Genomic DNA, 23,501 nt, shown 5'->3' with positions numbered 1-23,501 from the left:
TTATTTCTTCTTATGTCTGTTTTTTCTAAGGCGTTTCTTTCTCTTGTGAGTGGAGATCTTATGTCTCTTTCTTTTCTTTCCGCAAGGCATAATTTATTCGTTTAATATTAATAATTGTATTCTTAAATTAATTCAATCAGTTGTTGAGCCGCTGTTCCAGTTCGCCGATTGCTTGCTGAATAACAGGGTCTTTTTCTTCTTTTTTGACTTCTGACAAGATCTTTCTGGCCTCGTCATTTTTACCAAGTTCTACCAAAGTTAAGCCTAAATAAAATTTAGCTTTGGTATTGGCAGGATTGTTCGTCAATATCTGACGAAAGCGGTCTGCTGCTTTCGAATATTGATTAGAACGCATTGAAAGGATACCAAGATTGAACAAAGCAAGTTCATGAGTTGGATCTGTTTCAATTACCTCACGTAACATAGTAATTCCCTGCATAGGGTTTTCTGTATTTACGTAGGTCATGGCCATATTAGCTTTTACTGCCAACAGGCCCGAGTTCTGATCAATTGCCTTTTGATAGTATTCACGGGTCTTGATCCCAAGCTTCTTCGACTTTTGCTCATCCACTGCAAAGCCGTATGCTGCATAATAACGATCACCGGTTCTTACTATATTATCCAAAGAAGGAGCAAGGATAGCAACCTGTTCCGCATAAAAGGCAGCACTGTCGAACTTTTGTAATTCCGCAAATTTATCAGAAAGTTTTACTCCGGCAGCAACTTTTTCTTTATCGTTTGCAAGTATGAAGCCACTTCTAAGCTGATCAACAGTTTTTTGTTGCTCAGGAGATAAAGTGGCCCCATCATGCGAATTGGCAGGTGTCTCAGATGAAGTAGTTGCGGTTGTCGCTTCAGACGTCTGAGTTTTTTCAGTGTCCATTTCTTTTCCTTTGTTATTGACAACTACCTTAGGCAGACTGAATAGAGTACCTACTAAGGCAACTGCAAGTACACAAGAAAGCAAAATGGATTTTTTCATACTGTTTATTACCAAACCTGGTGAGGTGATTACTTTTCAGCAAAAGCTTTAAGTTTGTCACTTTCTTTAACCTGTTCAACGAAAACTTTAGCAGGTTTGAAACTTGGCACAAAATGCTCGTCAATAATCATTGAAGTTCCCTTTGAGATATTACGGGCTACTTTACGTGCACGCTTTTTATTGATGAAGCTACCAAAGCCTCTAACATAAAGATTCTCACCATCAGAAAGTGAGTCCTTTACCACGGTGAAAAACGATTCTAGCGTTTGTTGAACATCGCCCTTGTCTACGCCTGTTTTCTCAGAAATTTGTGCGATTACGTCTGCCTTAGTCACTTTGATTGTTTACTTTAAGTGGATATTATTTCATTTATTTACTTCCTCCTCCAAATTTTGGGAACACAAAGGTACGCTATTTTTACCTGAATTTAAAAGGATGGCTTTTTCATTTTTTTTATAATCGGTTAAAAAACAGAGTATATAAGTACAAACGCTATGCTATCCGATCAGTTACAGATCATTGATTTTAATAAAAGGCTTAAATCCTGGTATATCCAAAATCACCGGCCTTTGCCTTGGCGGCAGACAAAAGATCCATATAAAATATGGCTGTCTGAAATTATTCTTCAGCAGACACGCGTGGCTCAGGGAATGCCTTACTATGAAAGATTTATAGAAGCCTATCCCACTGTCTCGGATCTTGCGTTAGCTGATGAAAGGGATGTGCTCAGACTTTGGCAAGGATTAGGTTATTACTCCAGAGCCAGGAATATGCACTATACTGCTCGTCAGATTATGACTGATTTTGGAGGCAGTTTTCCTTCTACGTCAGCGCAACTGTCAAAGTTGAAAGGCTTAGGGCAGTATACTGCTGCGGCTGTGGCGTCATTTGCTTTTGACGAAGTGGTTCCTGCCATCGACGGAAATGTGTATAGGGTTATGGCCCGTTTGCTTGGGATTTTTACAGACATATTGAGCAATGAGGGGAAGAAGGAATTTAGTCAGCTGGCGCAGCAGCTGGTATCCAGGGAGGATCCTGCCACCTATAATCAGGCAATGATTGAGTTGGGTGCGCTTCAGTGTGTTCCTGTATCCCCGAAGTGTGATAGCTGTCCGTTTGAGGATATCTGTTATGCCCGATCCCTCAGCATACAGCATAAATTACCGGTTAAGCTGAAGAAGCTAAAGGTGCGTAGCAGGTATTTTAACTATTTTATTATCAGGAAAGGAAATGAAATTATAATGCAGGAGCGTACTGCAAAGGATATCTGGAAAGGACTTTATGATTTTCCGATGACTGAAACTTCGGAGGAAATCGAAATGTTAGATGACTTACCTATGAATGGTATATTAGAAAGATTGTTACAGAAGGGTAAGATCACGAAAGTGCCAAAAACTTATACACACATACTAACTCATCAAAAGTTGTTCGTCCAATTTTGGTGGGTGGATGTTACAGAAAATCCTGACGAAACAGGTACGCTTCATTTTTTTACTGAAAATGAAGTAGCCGATTTACCAAAACCTATATTGGTCGACATAGTACTCAAAGAGGAAGGATATCTTTAAGCTACTTTTGTGATATCGTAAAAAAGGTAGGTTGCGGTTTTACGTAAATATCATTTATCTTTAAATTATATACTTAATAATACTTACAAGAGAGAAATTATGGCTGGCAGTGTTAATAAAGTAATTCTGATCGGAAATCTGGGCAGTGATCCGGAAGTAAGATATCTGGAGAGTGGCTCAGCGGTAGCCAAGTTTAGTATCGCCACTACTGAGAGTTACACAAATAAAAGCGGTGAGAGGGTTGATAACACGGAATGGCATCGTATAGAACTTTGGGAAGGCCTTGCCAAGGTTGCAGAGAAATACCTTAAAAAGGGCAATCAAGTTTATATAGAAGGACGTATTCGTACTGATAATTGGACGGACAAAGATGGTCAGCAAAAATCAGGTGTTACAATTCGTGCCAATAGCATGACGCTTCTTGGCGGACCAGCCGCAGGAGGATCCGGTGAGAACAGTAATCAGGCATATGGACAACCAGCACCGCAACGCCAAGTACCCAGGGCTAATGATCCGGTACCCCCATCAATGGCAGCTGGAAATGACGACGATGATCTGCCATTTTAAGAGATACTGACTTTTGTCTGCGGTTGTCCATGCAGGCAAAAGTCAGCTGTAGATCATTAATAAGGATGATAGAATTGTAGCTAATATTGTGACGTCACATGCAGACAGTTCTCCTGAGAATCATTACATTTATGATAGTATAGCTCATTACGAACGTTTTTACTAATCTGTGAAAGACAAAACCGATAACGACGATCCTCTTCCCCGAAAGCGGTGGGGGTTATTAAGTCCCCCGAAATCATCTCGACTGGTGCGTGGATGTGTATCTTCTAATCTTCGGTCCGGCAACAAAGACAGATACTCGTACATGACGTTCCCATTGATTGCGGGTATAGAAATTCCAGTAGATATGTATCTGATCTACGATCTTACTTTCGTAATATTTTTATTTATACTTTCTCTTTTTTTCTCAGGGATAAGGGCCGCATACTCTGCCGCCGGCCTGCTGGAAAATCCATGGGAGCGAAAAGCTGACCATGAAAATCTGCTTCCAACCCGTATACAGCAACTTACACTCTCACTGGTGCAACGTGGTGTTACGCTGGGTGCCGTGCTGCTGGCGGCCCGACTTGCCTGGCTGCATTTACAAGGAAGCGAGGAGTTGTTTGTCAGATGGCTAGTGATTGGACTTCTGTGCTTATGGATATGGCTCGACGCAATAGTCAGATTTAGTAGTGCAAGAAAAGCGCTTGAATTTATTCCTAAGATTGCAGGTATTACCAGACTGCTTATTAAAGTGTGCGGACCTTTGACAAAACCTGTGATGAAACTCGGGTATGCAGTAGGTATACTTACACCGGAGGGAGCGGAAATATCTACAGAGCGTTTGGAAGCAAAAGCAGAAAGTGAGGAAGAGTCAGACCTGCTTCGTGGACTGGCAAATTTCAGACAGACCAATGCAAAAAAAGCAATGCAGGCAAGGTTGCACATTACTGCTTTTGATATTGAATTGAATTTCCATGAATTAATGGATAAAATCAATAAATCGGGGTATTCGAGAGTGCCTGTATTTCGCGAGGACCTGGATCATATTGAGGGCATCCTTAATGTCAAGGATTTACTTCCCCACTTACATCTGGACGAACATTTCAATTGGCAGAAGCTGATCAGGCCCGTATATTTTATTCCTGAAAGTAAGCGTCTGGATGATTTAATGCAGGATTTTCAAACCAGAAGGGTTCATATGGCTATTGTTGTGGATGAATATGGGGGGACGAGCGGAGTTATTACTTTGGAAGATATTATAGAAGAAATATTCGGAGATATTAACGATGAATATGACGAAGATGACGAAGTGAACTATACACAGGTCGATGAAAATACGTACGTTTTTGAGGGTAAGGTATTAATCAATGATTTATGCAGATTATTAGGACTGGAAATAGATTATTTTGATGAAGTACGGGGAGGAAGTGAGTCGCTGGCCGGCCTTCTTTTGGAGTTGTTTTCAAGATTGCCGCGTACAGGAGAGATTGCTACCCACCGCGAAATTACATTTAAGGTACAGTCAGCAGATAAAAAGCGTATTAAAAAAGTGAGAGTATTAGTTTCTTGAAAATGAAATTCTTACGTCTATGTATCAATCATGATATCGACTGAATTTTGAACTGAAAGGATCTGTTATTTTTTCAGTTCAAAACTTCTATTTAATTTTACCCGGCAAATAACTATAAAATTATTTGCTATGACTTCATCCCCATCTCACAGCCTTCTTGAGGCTCTTACCTACGACGATGTTCTGCTAATTCCTGGTTATTCGGAAACATTGCCACGTAATACGACTGTCAAAACAAAACTCACGGCCAACATTGAGCTGAATATTCCTATTGTATCGGCTGCGATGGATACTGTCACAGAATCGGATCTTGCAATTGCAATGGCGCAGGAAGGTGGTATTGGCATTATTCACAAAAATATGAGTATTGAAGCGCAGGCAGAGCAGGTACGCAAAGTAAAGCGATCTGAAAGCGGAATGATACTTGATCCGATTACGCTTTCAGAAGATGCAAAACTGGGTGATGCGTTGCAGATCATGCGAGAATTCAAGATTGGTGGTATACCCGTCATTGATACCAATCATACATTGATCGGTATTCTAACCAACCGTGATATGCGCTTCCAAAAGGATCTGTCGAAGCCCGTTATCGATGTCATGACGAAGGAAAACATCATTACGGCTTCCGACGGACTTTCTATGGAGGATGCGGAGGTAATTCTTCAGGAATATAAAATTGAAAAATTACCAATTGTCAACAGTGAATATAAACTAACGGGATTAATTACCTATAAAGATATATTAAAGAGAAAATCTCATCCTAATGCATGTAAAGATGGTTATGGCCGTTTGCGGGTAGGTGCAGCGGTAGGCGTTACTGCTGACTTACCCAAAAGAGTAGAAGCGCTGGTGAAGGCAGGGGTAGATATCATTAGTCTGGATACTGCCCATGGACATTCCAAAGGCGTGATAGATGCAGTGATATCGGTAAAAAAGCAATTTCCGAAATTGGAATTAATAGCCGGAAATATAGCTACAGGTGAAGCAGCTCTTGCATTAGCAGAAGCAGGGGCGGATGCAGTGAAAGTGGGCGTAGGGCCGGGGAGCATCTGTACAACAAGGATTATAGCGGGAATAGGAGTTCCTCAGCTCACTGCAGTGATGTGGGCTTCCAAAGCTTTGGAAGGAACTGGCGTGACAGTTATTGCTGACGGAGGTATAAGATATTCAGGAGATATGACCAAAGCTTTAGCGGCAGGAGCCAGTACCATTATGATCGGTTCGATGCTTGCAGGTAGCGATGAGGCTCCGGGAGAAATCGTTATTTATGAAGGACGGAAGTTTAAATCTTACCGTGGGATGGGATCTGTAGAAGCCATGGGAGAGGGTTCTAAAGATCGTTATTTTCAAGATGCCGAAGATGATGCCCGAAAACTGGTTCCCGAAGGAATTGTGGGACGGGTTCCATTTAAGGGAAAGGTATCCGAGATTATTTATCAGATGGTGGGAGGATTGAAGGCAGGAATGGGCTATTGTGGAGCAGCAGACATAGCAACACTTCAAAAGGCAACATTTGTTAAAATTACTTCTGCCGGCGTTCGCGAAAGTCATCCACACGATGTGATGATACAAAAGGAAGCGCCAAATTATAGTTCGAAATAGCTCGGGACTGTGAGCTTTTAGCATCTGCTAAATGATAATGTATTATCAAAATAAAATGCCTCGTTACAATTTCTGTAGACGAGGCATTTTAGCATCTATTATCAATATCGGAAGGAGCTGATTGCTGACAGTTGAAAGCCGATTGCCGTTAACTTATGCTGCGCTTGGTTTAGCGAATTTGCTTTTCAAATAACCAAAAATCATAGGTAGAATTGAAAATCCGATAATTCCGAAGATAACGAGTTCAAAGTTCTTTTTAACAATGTCCATATTTCCAAAGAAGTAACCCAAAAGCGTCAACGAAGGAACCCAGAGTAATGCACCAATGACACAATAGGTGATATATTTTGAATAAGTCATACTTCCCGCGCCTGCTACGAAAGGCGCTACTGTGCGAACAATCGGGATGAAACGCGCCATAATAACAGTGCTGCCACCATGTTTTGCATAAAATGCCTCTGTCTTTTCAAGGTATTCCCTTTTCAGGAATAGTACCCGTTCCCTTTTCCTGATTTCACCACCAAATTTGCTACCCATGAAGTAGTTGACATTGTCACCAAGTAGTGCTGCGATAATGAGGATAATAATAATCAGCCAGACATTCAGACCAGCAGTTTCATTGGCAGCGATAGCCCCTGCCGCGAACAGTAGTGAATCGCCCGGAAGCAGTGGCATAATCACAAGTCCCGTTTCAGTGAAAACGATTAAAAAAAGAATCACGTAGGTAAGTGTTCCGTATTCCTGAACGATGTCAAAAAGATGCTTATCCAGGTGAAGGAAAATGTCTATAAACTGCTTAATTAAATCCATGGTCTGAGGTTAGATGTATTTTTAAATTCCATGCTGCAATGCTGTTATGTGATTTACTTCGAATCAATTTTCCACTTTTGCTTGGTTTTTGTATTCAGAAATGTATTGAATGTATCTCCTCTTAATCCCAAACGAATGGTTTCCAGTGGTATCAGTTCGGAAGGGGCAATGTTTCCTAAATTCACATTTGCTCCCAAAAGTTTTACAAACCAAACCTGCTGCGATTTCTGTGGAGCTTCCCAAAGCATATCTTCAAACGCGATTTCGGTGAGGATTTCTTCAACCAAGCCCTGTCTTACTTCTCCACTTGCACGGAAAAGCCCAACATTACCTGATTCCCTCGCCTCACCAATTACTTTCCACGACCCTGCCTGAAGCTCAGACTTGATCAGCTGAATCCATTTGTAGGGCGGGATAATTTTGTTTTCATCTTTCGAGCCAACTTCCGAAAGTACGGTAACCTGTTGCGCCAGCGTACGTATGTATTCACACTTCATATCCTGCGGCATTTCAATAGATCCATCTGAAACTTCGGCATATTTCAGGTCATATTTATCAAGAAGGCGACGGAAATCGTCGAACTGATTTCTGACCACAAAAGCTTCAAACAGAGTGCCTCCGAAATAGACCGGAATGTTTGCATTCTTATAGACAGCAAGCTTTTCATCCAGGTTCTGACTAACATATGATGTAGCCCAGCCTAACTTTACAATATCTATAAATGACGATGAAGTGGAAAGCATGTCTTCCGTTTCCCTGATGCTTAAGCCCTTGTCCATAACCATGGTTACACCCTTTTCTCTTGGTTTCTCGGTGCGGGAAGGAACTTGTGACAGCGTAAAATTCATATTTGCGTAAACGTTTATCTCTGGCAAAAACACGCGCAAAGGTAGCAATTCCCGTGATACATAGTAATAAAATCCATATAAATGACACAAAATCATAGGTATATCTACGATAATTACTATTTTTCGTAATCAGATATTGTGTACTGCTTACTAATTATAATTCTTCATCATGGATAATTCTCAGGATGCAACTGCGTCTGTCATAAATCCAAGGTTAGCTGCTCTGAAAAAGGAGGTGGGAAATCATTTAAATACCAGTATATCTCCTGTAGGACGTTGGCTCAACGGTAAGCTTATTGACGCATCAGAGGGAAGTTTAGAAGTTGAATTCCTGGTGAGAGAAGATATGACCAACCCGATGAATGTATTACACGGAGGGATTGCGGCTACGATTTTGGATGATGTAGTAGGCATGATGGTGTATGTTCTTGGACGAGATTATGCCTATACGTCTGTCAATCTGAATTGTGACTTTTTGCATGCTGCAGGTTTGGGAGACATGATTGTAGCCAATGCAAAGGTGATCCGAGCAGGAAAAAATATAATACATGTAGAAGGAGTTATTACGAATCAGGAATACAAAATCATCGCCAAGTGTACGAGTAACCTTATCCAAACGAGTTTCAAGATCCCCTCCTGATTCTTAAATATCTTCCTTAAAAGCCAAAAGACTTAATCGTGGTGGAGCGATTACTATATTTGTTATATGGAAAAGAAATTTGAAGCATTGTCTGAAAGCAGACAGCAACAGCTGATGGCATTCGACAGGCTGTTAACGATTATGGACGAGCTTCGCGAGCAATGTCCCTGGGATCGAAAACAAACTCTGGAGAGTTTGAGGCATCTTACCATTGAAGAGACCTATGAGTTATCTGATGCTATTCTGTCCAATGATCTTCCTGAGATAAAAAAGGAATTGGGCGACGTACTGCTGCACCTTGTTTTTTACGCTAAAATAGCATCCGAGAATGAGGATCGCCAGAGCCGGTTTGATATAAAGGATGTGTTGCATGCTCTTTGTGACAAACTGGTGTCACGCCATCCACACATTTATGGCGATGCGGTCGCAGATAATGAAGAGGCGGTTAAACAAAATTGGGAAAAGCTGAAATTAAAAGAGGGTAATAAATCTGTGTTTTCCGGAGTTCCGGCTTCACTGCCTGCATTAATCAAAGCTATGCGTATTCAGGAAAAAGCCAGAGGTGCCGGTTTTGATTGGGATGAAAAACAGCAGGTTTGGGAGAAAGTGCAGGAAGAGCTGGAAGAATTTAAGGAAAGTTTTGATATAGAAACAGGTGAAGCAATTAATGCAAAAGAGGCCGAAGGGGAATTTGGAGACTTGCTGTTTTCGCTGGTGAATTACAGCAGATTTGTAGATATCAATCCGGAAACGGCGTTGGAACGAACCAATAAAAAGTTTATAAGCAGATTCCAATATATGGAAGAGGCCTCCAAGAAAGATGGGAAAGTATTGTCAGATATGAGCCTGACCGAGATGGATAACTATTGGAACAGAGCCAAAGAATTAGGTATTTAAACTGAACAAGCGGTTTGGATTTCCAGCCTTTATATAAAAACAGTACATAAATCAATGTCATCGCATCATATTGTAAAAGAAAAGCAGGAACCAGCATTGATTATTGCGAATGGAGAGGCGTGCAGTGAAGAACTGCTGGGTCAGTTGCTGGAATGGAGTCCATTCATTGTCGTTTTAGATCACGCCATTTACAGGGTTTTGGAACTCGGGATCAAAATCGATGTGTGGATGGGCGATTTTGACTTCAAGCATGATTTTGAGTCTATTCGCAGCAGTCAGGAACCTTTAGAGATTATTGCAACACCGGATCAGGATAAAACAGATTTAGAAAAAGCCATCGATTTTTTAATAGACAGGGGTTTTCCGGCAGCTAATATTGTCTGGGCCACTGGTCGGCGGGCTGATCATGCAATAACAAATATCACAAACCTGGTTCGGTATAAAAAAGACATAAAACTGGTGTTACTGGATGATTACTCAAAGATTTTTCCGCTCACCGGAACATTTGAAAAATGGTATGTCGCAGGCACACCTATTTCATTGATTCCTGTCGGACAGGTAAATGGTATTGTTACCAGCGGACTTAAATACAATCTTTCTAACGAATCCCTTACAATAGGATACCGTACCGGTAATAGCAATGAGGCAGAAAGTGACGGAATGGTCCGTATTTCTGCCTCAGATGGTGACTTACTGATTATGGAATGCTGGGATCTATGATTTGACTTCTTTCGATTCTACGTAAAAGTTACGATCTACCGTCAGCTTGTTTTCTCCTTTGGTTTTCAAATTTTTCCAGTCAGTAGAAGGATACAGGAACTGGGGTTTACCAGATCCTACCTGTACTTTCACCGGCATGTCAAACCCGTCTACCACATTTGCCCAACGATATTGTAAGGTATTGTTCTTCATTTGATACTCAAGGACAGGAATACGTGTGTCGCGCAGATATTGATCAAAAACCTTACTGATATTCCTTCCTGCATTTTCGCTTACGTACGTTTCAATCTGTGAGCCGTCCACCGTCTGGTGATAAAAGGTTTTATTGAGACCCCTTAAAATCTGTCTCCATTTCTCATCATTATTAACCACCTGACGAATGGTATGGAGCATGTTGCCACCTTTGTAATACATGTCCTTTGACCCTTCCTGGTTTACACCATGCGTTCCGATAATCGGACTGTCGTTTGCAATTACCTTCCTTGTTCCGATTACATAATCAGCACCGGCTTCTTTGCCGAAGTAATATTCTGTATACAGGTTTTCCGAATAGTTAGTGAAGCTCTCATGTACCCACATATCGGCTACGTCTTTATAAGTAATGTTATTGGCAAACCATTCGTGACCACTCTCGTGTATGATAATAAAATCCCATTTCAATCCCCAGCCTGTTCCTGAAAGATCCCTTCCGAGATATCCGTTTTTATATCCGTTGCCGTAGGTGACGGAACTTTGATGTTCCATGCCCAGATAAGGGACCTCAACCAGTTTGTAACCATCTTCGTAGAATGGGTAAGGCCCAAACCAATGTTCAAATGCTTTGAGCATCATTGGAACCTGTTTGAACTGAACCTTTGCTTTTTCCAGATTTTCAGGAAGTACATAATAGCTTACTTTCAGATCACCTTTTTCACCTTTGAATACTTCATCCCAACTTTCATAATTAGCTACATTCATATTCACACCGTAATTGTTGATAGGATTGGCCACAAACCAATTGAATGTTTTTGTATCATTCTTATTATCAACTACATTACGGAGTACACCGTTAGAAATATTCTTAAGATTAGCGGGAACCGTAATGCTGATCAGCATGCTGTCTGGTTCGTCGTACATATGGTCTTTGCATGGCCACCATACGCTGGATCCCAATCCCTGACACGAGGTAGCAATGATTGTGTTTCCCTTACCGTCCGGCACCCATTGTACGCCTCCATCCCAGGGAGGTCTTTTCGCGAGACGCGGTTTACCAGAGTAAAATACTTGTATTGATTCCTTGTTTCCTTTCTTTTGTTCTTTTGTAAGTGTTATAAAAAATGCATTTCCGTCTCTTCTGAATTCCAGAGATTGACCATCCTGTTCCACTTTCTCAATTTTCAGTGGCTCCTGGAGATCAACCTGGAGAATGTTATGGGGCTTTAATACCGTATAGTTGATCTGAGTACTCCCGGAAAGCGTGCTGTCTGCCGCATTGGGTGTTACCTGAAGATGGTAATACGAAAGGTCCCACCAGGATCTTTCGGGCGTGATCGAACCGCGCAAGGTATCAGCATGCGTAAATTCGGAATGTTGGGCAAATGTGCCGAACGAGATAAGAGATAGACAAAAAACAAATGATTTTTTTAACATGTATAATTGATTTCAGTTGAATTCACTTTGTGGACATGGTTAAGTCCAGAGATGCTTACTTTACCAGCACTTCCATATTGTTCAGCTCAGGACCGCCTCCGCGGTTTGCAGATCCTGCTGCTATGTAAATTTTTTTATTAATCACGACCGCTTGTGTCCCGTGCCGACCTTGATGCAGGGACGGATAGTGTTCCCATTTTTGCGTTTGCATATTGAAGGCTTCTACTTCTGCATGAGCTGATTGCTGAGCTCCGCTTTCTCCCCCTATCAATAATACTTTACTTCCATGGGTTACTGCCGTGTGCCCGGCCCTCATTGTAGGGATGTTCTTTTCTTCTTCCAGAGACGTCCATGTGCCGGTATTAAAATCAAACAGATCAACCTCTTTAATGGTTGTATTTAATACCTGATTGGTTTTGGCACTGGACAAGCGCCCTCCCGCAACCAGCAAGCGATTATCGGCTACTGCTACCTGTACATGATCTCTCGGGCGTGGTGCATCTGGCAAAGTTTTCCATTTTGAGGTAGCTGGATCATATTCGTCAAACCAGGCCACCTGCCCGTCCCAGTGCCCATCCTGAATACCACAGATAAGGTAAATTTTATTATTCAGAACAAATGTCCCCGCCGCTCCGCGTAGTCTGTCTTTGGGAATAGGATCTCCTTTTCGCCATTCATTTTTTGCAGGATTAAAAATGTATATGTCCGGAATGGGCGTTTCATGAGGATAGCTACCAGTCAGTGCTCCGAGTACGTACACTTCATTTTTATAGGTCACAGCCTGAAAATGACTCATTTCAATCGGTGATTTGCTTAGTTCCGTCCATGTATCCTTCCCGGGATCATATTCATTCACTGGTTTTATACCTCTTCCGCCAAGCAGGTATATTTTACCGTTGACTGCAGCCATAGCATTCTCATGCCTCTTTTCAGGTAGGTTATCCGGTTCAATCGCCTGCCATACCTGTGCTTTTCCCTGTAAAATGCTGGCAATAGCTACAGCAATTAAGATGCAGGTTTTAACATATATCTTCATGTCGATTGTGTTTAAAGGGCGGGATTATCAAAGGTTAAACACGATCAAGGTACAATTTATTTCATAAAACGGAAAGGCCGACATGATGCCAGCCTCTGTGTTAATTTTGGTAAAATACTGGCTAAAATCCAATCATTATTTGATTGCCGGACTTTGGAATCCAAGCTTTTTTAATCCATTCTGAACATCTTTATCCTGCATGAAAAGCTTCCACAGCAATCCGGTCCTGTAATTTTCAATCATTACAATAATAGGTCCCTGGTCGATAGCAAGATGAGAATCGGCGTACCAATTTTGAGACTCATTGAATGCATCAATAAAACCATATTCACTCCATAACTTATCACCCATATCATCATAAAAATGGCGAAGTGCTTTCATGGATTGCTCTGGCGTATATGGGAATGACGACAATGCAGCGGTAGGGGTTATTGTCCCGAAATCGTTGGTAGGAGAGTGGGCATTATAACCATTGTAAGTATCGCTGGCCGTAAGTCCCCATGAGTTTTCTCCATAACCTTTGAATTTACCTGGATTCGCTACACAATGTTTGTAGTTGATCAATGTATGATTCACATTCTGCTCCCAGTAGTCTGCATAGCGATCTTTAAGATTACGCGGGTCGAGGCCCAGGAAGGAATAATGGGCGAAGAACAGTGGACCGCCGTAATCAAAACCAAGCGGCAGCTTCACACCCTGAAATTCCTTTCCGTTATAGAAATGTTCACTTTGTGCCCAGCATTTTTCATAAACCTGTGCTGTAATCGGATAGCGTGGCGAGGCAGCTGCAAGAATATAGGTGATCAGCGTTTCATTATAACCTCGCAGCTCAAAGTTCATAGCCCAGCCCTGGTTAGGGCTCCAGTGCCAGTATAGCTGATTGGGGTTACCTCTTGTATACCAATCAAACTCCATTTCATTCCAAATTAACCCCACATTACCTCTGATTGTTCGTTCAGCTTCGGTATCTCCGTCAAAATATTGCCTGGCAGCTAATAGTCCCTGCATCAGGAAGGTTGTTTCCACCAGATCTCCACCGTCGTCTTTTCGGCTAAAAGGAATGGTTTTACCTGTCGCACCATGTAGCCAGTGTGGGAAAACACCGTGATAATGATCGGCTTTAACCAGAAATCTCGTCATTTTTGCGACCCTATTGGCGACAGAATCCCGTGGGTACCATTTTCGATCGGCGGCTACGATCATGGCCATTATTCCGAATCCTGAGCCACCGGTGGTAATTACCTCGTCTCCATAGTCAAACGCTTTGTTGCTTCTTTCCCGCGCAAGGCCGCTAACAGGGTGTCCAAAATCCCAGAAGTACCGGAACGTCTGCTTCTGAACAAGTTCGAGCAGTGCCGTGTCGGATAAGTTTTTGGGCCTGTTAGCAGGATCAAATGCGGTCGATTTAGTCAGGTTATTTTTTTTCTTTTGTGCCCATGTCGGGGTATATACGATCAGGAGCAAGCTTAGTATCAGATAAACGGGATTTTTCATAATTAATATTTGTGGATGATTGGTAATTTTGATTTTCAGGGAGCACCTGTTCTGGTCGATTTTTATAAAGCCGGACTTTGAAATCCGATCTTTTTCATGCCATTTTTCACTTCCGGAGCGCTCATAAAGAGATTCCATAGCAAAGCACTTCTGTGATTTTCAATCATGATGATGATTGGTCCCTGATCTATAGCCAGATAGGAATCTGCAAACCAGTTTTCTTCTAACGAGAATGCATCGTGGAAACCATACTCGCCCCAGATTTTATCCCCGAGTATATAGTAGAAGAATTTCAAAGCCTTCATTGATTCCTCCGGTGTGTAGGGAAACGAAGCCAGTGCAGCTGTAGGGGCAATGACCCCTTTGTCGTTTGTAGGTGAATTCGCATTGTATCCGCCTGGAATGTCACTTGCTGTAATTCCCCAACATAGATTACTGTAACCATCGTAACCACCCGGATTGAGTCTGCAATAGTTGTAATTGATCAGTGCATGACTTCTGTTTTGCGTCATGTAGTTTGTAAACTGATCGGATAAATTGGTCGGATTAATGCCCAGGAAGGAGTAGTGAGACAGGAAGAGTGGTCCGCCATACGCTTCGCCCAAAGGAAGTTTGATTCCATAGTATTCCTTTCCATTCACGAAACCTCCTTGTTTCGTCCAGCCGTTATCATAGACTGATTTGGGAATCGGATGTGTAGGCGAACTGGCCGCCAGCGCATAGGTAATCAGGCATTCGTTCCAACCTTTTACTGGCAGATTCATATCCCAGCCATAATCCGGGCTCCAATGCCAGTACAATACTTCCTCATTTCCTTTTGTGAACCAATCCCATTCTACGGCATGCCAGATACCATTGATATCACTACGAAGTTTTGTTTCCTCGCTACCTGTTCCGCTAAAGTATTGCCGTGCAGTAAGTAGTCCTTGTATAAGCAAAGAAGTTTCAACCAGGTCCGCACCGTTATCTTTCGAACTGAATGCAACGGCGGCTCCTGTTGCACCATGAAGCCAATGTGGAAACGCGCCATGAAATTTCTGGGTTCTGTCTTTCAGAAAAGTTACAATCTTTTGTGTTCGTTCGAGGCCTTGTGAACGGCTGATAAAATCTCTTTCAATAGCGACAGGTATCGTCATAATCCCAAAACCGCTCCCGCCGGAGGTAACAATATCACCGGATGTATTCCGCTCCCTTGCCAGGCCGCTTATCGGATGCGCGAAATCCCAGAAGTATTTGAAAGTCTGTTTTTGAACCAGCGTAAGTAGTGCTTCGTCTGATATAACCGGAAATTTATTGGTAGAGTCGAGCGCAAATACCGGCGGCTTAATTGTTTCCGGCGGCTCTACTTTATCATTTTTACAACTCCAACCGGCTATAGCTAACAGTAACATTGTTACGAGATTGTATTTCACGATTGATTGATTTTCGTTTAACAATAAAGTGTAGAAAGTAAAATGCCGCAGCACGACTTTGTCTATATTGGAATACCAATACGGCAACCGCTGCGGCATTTATAAACGGCTTCAATAGGAATCAGTAACCTGGATTTTGTGCCAAAGTACCACCGCTGAGATCAATTTCATTTTGCGGTATAGGCCAAACTTCGTTTTTATTTGCCATCCAGCCTTTTGGTCCAAAAACCGTTGTTCCTCGTCCCTGACGTATTACATCGAAATAACGGTCCGATTCCATGGCCAGCTCCACATGACGCTCATGCCATATCGCTTCCTGTACTGCAGCTTTGGCCGTAACAATAACCTTCGGAAGAATAGTTGTGCTTGTTCCCCTTGCACGAGCCCGTACTTTTTCCAAGGAAGCCAATGCTTCAGGTGTTTTGCCTAACTCATTTGCAGCTTCAGCATGCATAAGCAGTACATCAGCATAACGAATGACGCGCACATTCTGCTGAGCTCCTGATGGAAATCCTGAAACAAACAATCTGAAAGGAACATAGGATTTTTGATTATACATGGGATTGTCACCGGTCGCTGGAATGAGATCACCGTCAGGCGTCGTTTCACCACGAAATATGATTGTACCATCCCTTCTCGGATCGCCTGTTTCATAACTCTTCGCAAGCACTTCGGTAGGGACATTGAAGCCCCATCCACCTCCATTAATTCCTCTGACACCCTGTACTTCTGAAAATTGAGAGTTAGATGCATCTCTGTTTTCAAGCACCAGTTCATTCTGAACTTCGAAAATGGACTCACTGACATTTTCATTTTTGACCCGGAACAATTGTTCATAGTTAGGAAAGAGAGCATAAATTCCAAGAGCCGTAACCTGGTTTGTCAGATCATAAACCTGTTGCCATTTTTGCTGATACATAGATACCTTGGCATGAAGAGCGAACGCTGCTCCTTTGGTTGCGCGGCCTACATTTTCTGCATTATAAGTTGCCGGTAAGATAGCAGCTGCTTCAGAAAGGTCTTTTTCAATTGCAGCATACACCTCTGCCTTGGCGGTCCTGGGCAAATTATATTCCTCGGCGCCTGCAGGTACTCTTAATCTCAAAGGTATGTCTCCGAAAGCACGGACCAGCCTGAAATAAGAATATGCTCTTACAAATTTGGCTTCAGCCAGATATCGGTCTTTCAGCGTAGCATCCATCGTGATTCCGGGGATGTTATCCAGCACCTGATTGGCATAGTTGATATTCTGATATTGTCCTTCCCAGAATCCCCCTAATTGCGCATCCGTTGAACCCACTGTAAAATCGTCGTATGTATTGAAAAAAGTAGCATCGGAGGCAGTGCTGCCTTTTTCTGTTTCATCGGATCCTATACTCTCTATGGCAAGAGCAGCAAAAGCAGTATTGTTCCAGCTACGCAGATTGGCATACATGGCATTAACGGCTTTGGTTGCATCTCCCTCATTTTGCCAGAAAACCTGGCCAACTTGTTTTCCCTGAGGATCCACATCAAGGAAACTTTCCTGGCATGCGGATGGAATAAACATGGTTACAGCCAAACCGGCGTATAGCGCAAGCTGTCGGAGATCTTTTCTTATTTCTATATTTCTTTTCATGATGGTTGTCGTCTTAGAAGGTAACATTGATACCGAAATTGTACGTAGCCGATAGCGGGTAGACATTAGCGTCTATGCCAGCTTGTGTGGGTTTGTTTTCGTTTGCCAGTACTTCGGGTGATAAACCTTTGTATTTGAAGAAGTTCAATGCATTCTGAGCATTTGCATACACTCTCAGTTTTCTGATTTTCAGACGTTCATTGACTGAAGCAGGGAACGTAAATCCAAGTTGTGCATTCCTGACTCTGAAATAGCTACCGTTTTGAACGAAGAATGAGTTGGGCTCATAATTTTTTCCTCCTCCGATATTGGCTGATGGATAAGTATCCGACGTGCCTTCTCCGTGCCAGCGGTTATCAAAGTAATCTTTGGTGAAATTTTCGTTACCAAATCTCCAGCCCATATTTGCGTTGTAGATGTCTACTTTGGCAACTCCCTGAAAGTCTAACATCAGATCAAGCCATTTGTAATTCCAGCTTGTGTTAATACCATAAGTAAGTTTCGGATTTGGATTGCCAATAATTTGTCTGTCCAATCCTGTAATATTTCCATCCGGAGTTCCGCTGCTACCACTTATATCACGGTATTTAAAGTCACCTGGTTTTGCAGATTTCTGAGCAGATTCATTGATTTCTGCCTGGTTTTGAAAAATACCATCAACAATATAGCCATAGAATGAACCTATAGGGTCACCCACTCTGGTTCTTGTGGCGCGCGCGCCTCCTGTAAGTCCTACACCGCCGTCATAAATAGGATTTGCGCCGGTTGAAACAGAGAGAACCTTATTATTGTTAACAGCTGCATTAACACCGATGCTGAAGCTCATGTCTTTGCCTATCTCATCACGCCATGTGATCGCACCTTCAAAACCTCTGTTCTGAAAGTCGGCCTGGTTGCCGATAATACGTCCAGATGCAGTACCGATAGATGCTAATACGGGAAGGTCAAAAATGGCTCTCTCCGTGACCTTATTATAGTAATCCAGTTCTAGAGTCAAACGATTTTTCAGCAAGCCTGCTTCCAGACCTATATCTGTACCTACGCCTCGCTCCCAAACAGTAACAGGCGGAATGATTGAGTTGATACTTGAACCGGTATTCACCTGTCCGCCAAAGATTGCAGCCAGCCCTCCACCAGTGGCAACAGTCAATGTAGAAAGGTTGGAAGGAACGGAAGCATTACCGATTTTCCCCCAGCTTGCACGAATTTTTAAATTATCAAATACGTGCTGGTTACTCATAAAAGCTTCATTGCTAATTACCCAGCCTGCACCAACAGATGGAAAGTATCCCCATGCATTTCCGCCTTCATAGAATTTAGATGATCCATCAGCACGTAAGGAAGCATTGAACAAGTAACGGTCTGAAAATGAATAGTTGACACGCCCAAAGTAAGAAGAATATGTAGCAAGATCTCCTTCGTCTTTGATGCTCCTTCCTGTAGCATTTCCCAGGTCAAGATACAGGTCACCTTCACTTGCAAAAGGAACATCCCGGGCAGAGGCTGTTAACTTATAAAACTGATCACGCTGTGCCGATTGTCCAAGAAGCGCCGTTACATTGTGCTTACCAAAACTTTTATTATAGGTAAGCGTATTCTCAAAAATCCAGTATCTGGCTTGTGGACGGGTAAAAGTAAGTAGGCTGTTTGTATTACGTTGAACAACAGTAGCTTCATAAACAGGGCTATAGGCTCTTGTTTCATCCTGACTGTAGCGACCTCCCAGGCTGGTTCTGAAAGTGAAATCTTTCAGGATACTTAATTCTGCATAGGCATTCGCAGTGAGCAGTGTTTTCTTGGTATTCTGATTGAAGAAATCGATGGTAACCTGTGGATTGAAATTGGCACCGTCTCCAAGATTTAGTTTGGAAGGATCGCCGTAGCTGCCGTCACTGTTATACACAGGCAGAGCCGGAGAAGCAGCATAAAGTTGTCTGAAAATTCCTCCCGCTTCGTCCGCAGATTTACTGAAAGCACCAGTCGCTGTATAGCCCACTTTCAGATTTTTGTTTACCTGAAAATCATTCTGGAGTCTGGCGGTGTAACGTTTGAAACCATTCTTTTCTACAATACCATCCTGTTTCAGATAACCAAGAGACAGATTATATGTCGATTTGTCCCCGCCGCCACTAACAGAAATCTGGTGATTGGTGATCAGCGCATCTCGCAGGATCTGGTCATACCAGTCTGTGCCTTCGCCCAAACCTGCAGGATTCAACACCTGTCCTTTGCCGTTGATTGCACTTAGTTCGTTAATGATGGTCGCATACTCTTCCGCGTTGGCCATTTTAATTTTGTTGGTAACTCTCTGTACACCCACAAATCCGTTGTAATCAATAACTGCTTTGCCTGATTTTCCTTTTTTTGTAGTGATCAAGACAACTCCATTGGCTGCCCTGACACCGTAGATAGATTGACTCGAGGCATCTTTCAGAATATTCATGTTCTCAATATCAGAGGAATTAAGAAAGCTGATATCATCGAACCAAACTCCATCTACAACGTAAAGCGGGTTTCTGCTCCCGTAAGCTGTACCAACACCACGAATACGTATCTGCGGCGCATCACCAGGTTTACCGGAATTGTTGATTTGAACCCCTGCAACCTTACCCTGTAAACCGCTCACGGCATTCATAGATGGCTGCTTCGCTATTTCTTCACCCTTGATTTGAACGACTGATCCGGTAACATCTAATTTGCGTTGCGAACCATATCCAACCACGACTACCTCATTCAGTGCTCGTGCATCTTCCTGAAGTATAACATCAATAGTTGTTTGGGTGCCAACTGTAATTTCCTGAGCAGTCATGCCGATCATAGAAATTACAAGAATTGTCGATTGTGAAGGGACGTTAATCCTGAATCCTCCATCGGTATCAGTAGGCACGCCGTTGGTTGTACCTTTTATTAATACGCTTGCGCCTGGCAAAGCGGACCCATCGGCAGCTGTAACTTTACCGGTTATGCCTATCTCCTGTGCAAAGGATGGAATCCCTCCCGACAAGAAAACCAGCACGCATAGTAGTTGTACAATAGTTTTCATTGATGATAATTCTGATGATATAATTATTATAAGAATAAATTGACTTGTTCCAAATTTAGAGATTGGGAAGCCATACCATCAAATAATGTACTACATCATCGCTACATCAATAAGAATAATGCAACTATTAATTGCATTTCCTATTGTTTCTATAAATAAAATACAATAGTATCAAATATCCATCATGTATTGGGAAAGGTTCGAATCTAGGTCCAGACCGAGTTTTTTGCGCAGTCGGTAACGCTTTATCTCGACGCCTCGTATAGAAATTCCGAGCGCCGGAGCCATTTCTTTTGTAGATAAATTCATCCGCAGACAGGCGGCAAGTCTCAATTCTGACGGAGAAATGGCCGGACAAATTGTTCTTAATCTTTTGAAAAACTGTTCGTGTATTTCTTCAAAATTATCCTCAAAAAGTTGCCAGTCTTCCTTACCTGCTACATTCCTTTCGATACTGTTGAGTAGTTTTTGATAATGTATATTCGGGAACTGGACGCCCAAATCAAGCTTTACTTGTTTCAACTCATCCCGGATTTCTTCCAGAATTTCATTTTTCCGGACTACGTTGATCGCCACATTACTGATTTGCTGACTTTTGCTTTTAATTTCACTTTGCAGTTTTTCATTCTGAATTTCCATAATCTTACGTTCACTGCTCAACTGTTGCTGACGGAGCTTCTCCTCTTGTTCCAGAAGTAGTTTCTGACGGTGTTTCTCTAATCTTCGTTCCTGGTATATCAGCAGTGCAAGAAGAATGATAATCAAAGTGGTCCAGAAGAAGAGCTTGGCAAGGAAAGTTTCCCGCCAGTAAGGCTCCACTGTGAATTTGTAATTACCCATGGCTTCATTCAGATTGCTTCTGATTTCAAAATTATAGCTGCCGGACTCCAGATTGGTAAAATCGACGGTATTCTGGTCTGTCCATTCCGACCATTGATCCGACAACCCTTTCAGACGATATTTAAACTGAACGTTTTGTCCGAATACCGGCAGTGCAAAGCCGATTCTGATTGATCTTACATCGGAAGGCAAAGTGATACCACTGTTGATCCCAAATGCCTCATCCGGATTCCGTAGATTTGAAACTCTTCGCACTTCCGGGGTAGATCTTTCTTGAGCCCGACTCGTCTGATTCAACCTGTCAAACAACGCATATCCATTTTCCAGGCAAAAAAAATAGTAGGAATCTGAAAGCGGGACGATTGTTTCGCTATTTCTTACCAGTGTCAGTTCAAGATCTTTTTTTTGGCCATCCTTCGAATAAAATTCTATGCGATTAGAAAAGACTTTAAACCATTCACCATGTATACCTTCCCGTACTTTGAATGCCTCATCCGGATTACTCTCATGCATATTAAGTGGTACTAACTTTTTGCTTTGATCGGGCTGGAAATATTTACCTCCTGATCTGACATGAATGACTCCCTGTTTTTTATAAAGTTCTACGGAAAACTCGCTGGGAATTTCTGAAGGAGCATGAAATTCCTTCCATGTGAGTGTTGAATCAAGTGCGTCAGTAAGGTTTGTATGGTATAGTCCCTTGTATGCATTAGCCAGCCAGAAAGACCCGTCACGATCCTGAATAATATGCCGGATTGGTAACGGTGGGATACCTTTTGCGGCATAGGCATAGGACCATAGTCGGTTTTTATCTTTTTTATATATGTGAAGTCCGGCATAGGAGCCCTGAAGAAGAAGCGTATCCTGTCCGTTCTTCACGGGTAAAATGGTCCAGCCGCCGGTTACATTGGAAATCTTATGAATTCCATTTGTCCCGATACGATATGTGGCATCGTTGTGACCACAGATCAGTTGGTCATCGATCACCTTCAGAAACCAGGTTTGCCCGCCAAGGCCGGGTACGGAACGAAAAGGTTCTGAAGATTTCCACTTTTTTACAAACAAACCGTTATTGGAACCAACATATAGATTGCCCTTCCAAATTGCAGCAGAATAAGTTGAACCTAATGGGTTATCATTGGTTTGATAGGATATAATGGGGGAGGATATACTGATCAGATCTATGCCCTGGTCCATTCCAGCCCACAGATGATTCCTGCTGTCGATAGCGAGGGATAAAATTGTGTTGTTTTGTAATCCGTTTTCTTTGTTAAACTGGTATTTCAGCTCCCCCGATTGCGAGATGATATAAATTCCCTTCTGAATCGTGCCTAACGCGTAACTGCTATCCTGATCTACAATAATGGCTTTATTGACTATGTTTTTTTTCAATTCCGGTGCGATGGGAATGTTCCATGGGTGCATTTCTTCGTGTTCGTAGGTGAAAAGCCCGTGCTTGGTAGTCGTTATGAGTATTTTCCCTCCTTTCATGGGTAGTATGGATGATACCACCGTCCCGGCAAGTGATTGCGTGCCAGGTACCAGCTTCCATGTATTTTGCTTTAATTCATATAGGCCCTTGCCTATTACCTGAACTATCAACCGCTGATTAACATATCTCATAAACATGAAGTTGCCAGGAGATTTTACTTCGCTTAATGTCTTGCCATCATATCTGTATATGCGTGAAAAGGATTGAAAGTAGATATATTGAGGTGTTTTTAGAATATGCCAGATCTCTTCCGTTTTCAAACTTTCGAAACCTGCGTTTTTGCTCAGGGAGTGGTAAATAAGTGAACCTGTACGGGTTTCTTGCCAATAGCCAAACTCCGAGTATCCGCCTACATAAATTCGGGTAACTTTCTTAGTCTTAGCAGAACCTGCTTTGCCTGTCGGCGCGGGCTCCGCTATTTCATCGCAAAGGGTAGTCCGTACAATCTGATGGTCAGGAAGAGGATACAATTTCCAGGAGGCGCCATCATACTGCAGCAGGCCATCGGAATTGGCGGCATAGATGATATTGCTTTTACTTTGATCTATGTCCCAATTTTGCTGATGCGCGTTGTATACAGAAGTCGTAAAGTTCACCAAGGGAGGAGTCTCCTGTGCACATGCAAATGAAAAAAGTGAGAATAAAAGCAGTAAGGTGAGGCTATGCCTGAGCTTCGTTTGGAAGTAAAGGTAACAACGCCGTTTTTGATTGCCTGATGCGGAGGAATTCATCTAACTGACATTTATAT

General features: G+C 42.4%; 18 protein-coding genes. 7 read left to right on the top strand and 11 right to left on the bottom strand.

All coding sequences use genetic code 11. From position 1 onward, the window contains the following. Window positions 1–136 precede the first annotated feature (136 nt). Both AC1XUE_RS19660 and AC1XUE_RS19655 read right to left on the bottom strand, forming a co-directional pair. Window positions 137–982, bottom strand: a complete 846-nt coding sequence (locus tag AC1XUE_RS19660; RefSeq protein ID WP_483357688.1) for a tetratricopeptide repeat protein — start codon at window positions 980–982, stop codon at window positions 137–139. 29 nt (window positions 983–1,011) lie between these two features. Beyond that, window positions 1,012–1,317, bottom strand: a complete 306-nt coding sequence (locus AC1XUE_RS19655; protein WP_483357687.1) for an HU family DNA-binding protein — start codon at window positions 1,315–1,317, stop codon at window positions 1,012–1,014. Window positions 1,318–1,476: 159 nt separating this feature from the next. Here AC1XUE_RS19655 and mutY point away from each other — a divergent pair, with 159 nt between their 5' ends. From mutY to guaB, 4 genes are all read left to right on the top strand, one after another. Then, window positions 1,477–2,550: an A/G-specific adenine glycosylase gene (mutY, locus tag AC1XUE_RS19650; RefSeq protein ID WP_483357686.1), complete on the top strand. Its 1,074-nt coding sequence runs from the start codon at window positions 1,477–1,479 to the stop codon at window positions 2,548–2,550. Window positions 2,551–2,649: 99 nt separating this feature from the next. Further along, the gene (locus tag AC1XUE_RS19645) at window positions 2,650–3,117 is read left to right on the top strand and encodes a single-stranded DNA-binding protein (RefSeq protein WP_483357685.1); all 468 of its coding nucleotides are present in this window, start codon (window positions 2,650–2,652) and stop codon (window positions 3,115–3,117) included. 169 nt (window positions 3,118–3,286) lie between these two features. Continuing rightward, complete coding sequence (locus AC1XUE_RS19640) at window positions 3,287–4,672, top strand: transporter associated domain-containing protein (RefSeq protein WP_483357684.1); 1,386 nt, start codon at window positions 3,287–3,289, stop codon at window positions 4,670–4,672. Between the two features lie 129 nt (window positions 4,673–4,801). Then, window positions 4,802–6,274 (top strand): IMP dehydrogenase, encoded by a 1,473-nt coding sequence (gene guaB / locus AC1XUE_RS19635; RefSeq protein ID WP_483357683.1) that lies wholly within the window; start codon window positions 4,802–4,804, stop codon window positions 6,272–6,274. Between the two features lie 153 nt (window positions 6,275–6,427). Here the strand turns inward: guaB and AC1XUE_RS19630 are convergent, their stop codons facing one another. Continuing rightward, on the bottom strand, window positions 6,428–7,084 hold the full coding sequence (locus AC1XUE_RS19630; RefSeq protein WP_483357682.1) for a DedA family protein: 657 nt from the start codon (window positions 7,082–7,084) through the stop codon (window positions 6,428–6,430). 53 nt (window positions 7,085–7,137) lie between these two features. Beyond that, window positions 7,138–7,932, bottom strand: a complete 795-nt coding sequence (locus tag AC1XUE_RS19625; RefSeq protein ID WP_483357681.1) for a phosphosulfolactate synthase — start codon at window positions 7,930–7,932, stop codon at window positions 7,138–7,140. 169 nt (window positions 7,933–8,101) lie between these two features. Between AC1XUE_RS19625 and AC1XUE_RS19620 the strand changes: the two genes are divergently transcribed. The 3 genes from AC1XUE_RS19620 (at window position 8,102) to AC1XUE_RS19610 (ending at window position 10,189) form a co-directional block, all read left to right on the top strand. Further along, the gene (locus tag AC1XUE_RS19620; RefSeq protein WP_483357680.1) at window positions 8,102–8,572 is read left to right on the top strand and encodes a PaaI family thioesterase; all 471 of its coding nucleotides are present in this window, start codon (window positions 8,102–8,104) and stop codon (window positions 8,570–8,572) included. A gap of 66 nt (window positions 8,573–8,638) precedes the next feature. Continuing rightward, the gene (gene mazG / locus AC1XUE_RS19615) at window positions 8,639–9,469 is read left to right on the top strand and encodes a nucleoside triphosphate pyrophosphohydrolase (RefSeq protein ID WP_483357679.1); all 831 of its coding nucleotides are present in this window, start codon (window positions 8,639–8,641) and stop codon (window positions 9,467–9,469) included. A 54-nt stretch (window positions 9,470–9,523) separates the two neighbouring features. Continuing rightward, on the top strand, window positions 9,524–10,189 hold the full coding sequence (locus AC1XUE_RS19610; protein ID WP_483357678.1) for a thiamine diphosphokinase: 666 nt from the start codon (window positions 9,524–9,526) through the stop codon (window positions 10,187–10,189). Here AC1XUE_RS19610 and AC1XUE_RS19605 read toward each other — a convergent pair. From AC1XUE_RS19605 to AC1XUE_RS19575, 7 genes are all read right to left on the bottom strand, one after another. Further along, window positions 10,184–11,818: a M1 family metallopeptidase gene (locus AC1XUE_RS19605; RefSeq protein ID WP_483357677.1), complete on the bottom strand. Its 1,635-nt coding sequence runs from the start codon at window positions 11,816–11,818 to the stop codon at window positions 10,184–10,186. The two genes, AC1XUE_RS19610 and AC1XUE_RS19605, sit on opposite strands and share 6 nt — an antisense overlap. 55 nt (window positions 11,819–11,873) lie before the next feature. After that, a complete protein-coding gene (locus AC1XUE_RS19600) occupies window positions 11,874–12,854 on the bottom strand; it encodes a Kelch repeat-containing protein (protein WP_483357676.1) in 981 nt (326 codons plus the stop codon). A 135-nt stretch (window positions 12,855–12,989) separates the two neighbouring features. After that, complete coding sequence (locus AC1XUE_RS19595) at window positions 12,990–14,348, bottom strand: glucoamylase family protein (protein ID WP_483357675.1); 1,359 nt, start codon at window positions 14,346–14,348, stop codon at window positions 12,990–12,992. A 62-nt stretch (window positions 14,349–14,410) separates the two neighbouring features. Next, complete coding sequence (locus AC1XUE_RS19590) at window positions 14,411–15,739, bottom strand: glucoamylase family protein (RefSeq protein ID WP_483357674.1); 1,329 nt, start codon at window positions 15,737–15,739, stop codon at window positions 14,411–14,413. A 142-nt stretch (window positions 15,740–15,881) separates the two neighbouring features. Further along, on the bottom strand, window positions 15,882–17,378 hold the full coding sequence (locus AC1XUE_RS19585; protein ID WP_483357673.1) for a RagB/SusD family nutrient uptake outer membrane protein: 1,497 nt from the start codon (window positions 17,376–17,378) through the stop codon (window positions 15,882–15,884). Between the two features lie 13 nt (window positions 17,379–17,391). Then, window positions 17,392–20,421 (bottom strand): SusC/RagA family TonB-linked outer membrane protein, encoded by a 3,030-nt coding sequence (locus AC1XUE_RS19580; protein ID WP_483357672.1) that lies wholly within the window; start codon window positions 20,419–20,421, stop codon window positions 17,392–17,394. A 171-nt stretch (window positions 20,422–20,592) separates the two neighbouring features. After that, window positions 20,593–23,484 (bottom strand): triple tyrosine motif-containing protein, encoded by a 2,892-nt coding sequence (locus AC1XUE_RS19575; protein WP_483357671.1) that lies wholly within the window; start codon window positions 23,482–23,484, stop codon window positions 20,593–20,595. Between the last annotated feature and the right edge of the window lie 17 nt (window positions 23,485–23,501).

The organism is Dyadobacter sp. HNCC25DJ187, assembly GCF_056895255.1.
Note: the sequence above shows the minus strand (reverse complement) of the source record. Positions and strands in the feature narration are given on the sequence as shown.

Bases quoted from the DNA above. Each gene is read 5' to 3' on its own strand.
- AC1XUE_RS19575 (WP_483357671.1), bottom strand. From the start codon at position 23,484: ATGAATTCCTCCGCATCAGGCAATCAAAAACGGCGTTGTTACCTTTAC.
- guaB (WP_483357683.1), top strand. From the start codon at position 4,802: ATGACTTCATCCCCATCTCACAGCCTTCTTGAGGCTCTTACCTACGAC.
- AC1XUE_RS19605 (WP_483357677.1), bottom strand. From the start codon at position 11,818: ATGTTAAAAAAATCATTTGTTTTTTGTCTATCTCTTATCTCGTTCGGC.
- AC1XUE_RS19625 (WP_483357681.1), bottom strand. From the start codon at position 7,932: ATGAATTTTACGCTGTCACAAGTTCCTTCCCGCACCGAGAAACCAAGA.
- AC1XUE_RS19595 (WP_483357675.1), bottom strand. From the start codon at position 14,348: ATGAAAAATCCCGTTTATCTGATACTAAGCTTGCTCCTGATCGTATAT.
- AC1XUE_RS19610 (WP_483357678.1), top strand. From the start codon at position 9,524: ATGTCATCGCATCATATTGTAAAAGAAAAGCAGGAACCAGCATTGATT.
- AC1XUE_RS19630 (WP_483357682.1), bottom strand. From the start codon at position 7,084: ATGGATTTAATTAAGCAGTTTATAGACATTTTCCTTCACCTGGATAAG.
- AC1XUE_RS19660 (WP_483357688.1), bottom strand. From the start codon at position 982: ATGAAAAAATCCATTTTGCTTTCTTGTGTACTTGCAGTTGCCTTAGTA.
- AC1XUE_RS19600 (WP_483357676.1), bottom strand. From the start codon at position 12,854: ATGAAGATATATGTTAAAACCTGCATCTTAATTGCTGTAGCTATTGCC.
- AC1XUE_RS19620 (WP_483357680.1), top strand. From the start codon at position 8,102: ATGGATAATTCTCAGGATGCAACTGCGTCTGTCATAAATCCAAGGTTA.
- AC1XUE_RS19645 (WP_483357685.1), top strand. From the start codon at position 2,650: ATGGCTGGCAGTGTTAATAAAGTAATTCTGATCGGAAATCTGGGCAGT.
- AC1XUE_RS19590 (WP_483357674.1), bottom strand. From the start codon at position 15,739: ATGTTACTGTTAGCTATAGCCGGTTGGAGTTGTAAAAATGATAAAGTA.
- mazG (WP_483357679.1), top strand. From the start codon at position 8,639: ATGGAAAAGAAATTTGAAGCATTGTCTGAAAGCAGACAGCAACAGCTG.
- mutY (WP_483357686.1), top strand. From the start codon at position 1,477: ATGCTATCCGATCAGTTACAGATCATTGATTTTAATAAAAGGCTTAAA.
- AC1XUE_RS19580 (WP_483357672.1), bottom strand. From the start codon at position 20,421: ATGAAAACTATTGTACAACTACTATGCGTGCTGGTTTTCTTGTCGGGA.
- AC1XUE_RS19585 (WP_483357673.1), bottom strand. From the start codon at position 17,378: ATGAAAAGAAATATAGAAATAAGAAAAGATCTCCGACAGCTTGCGCTA.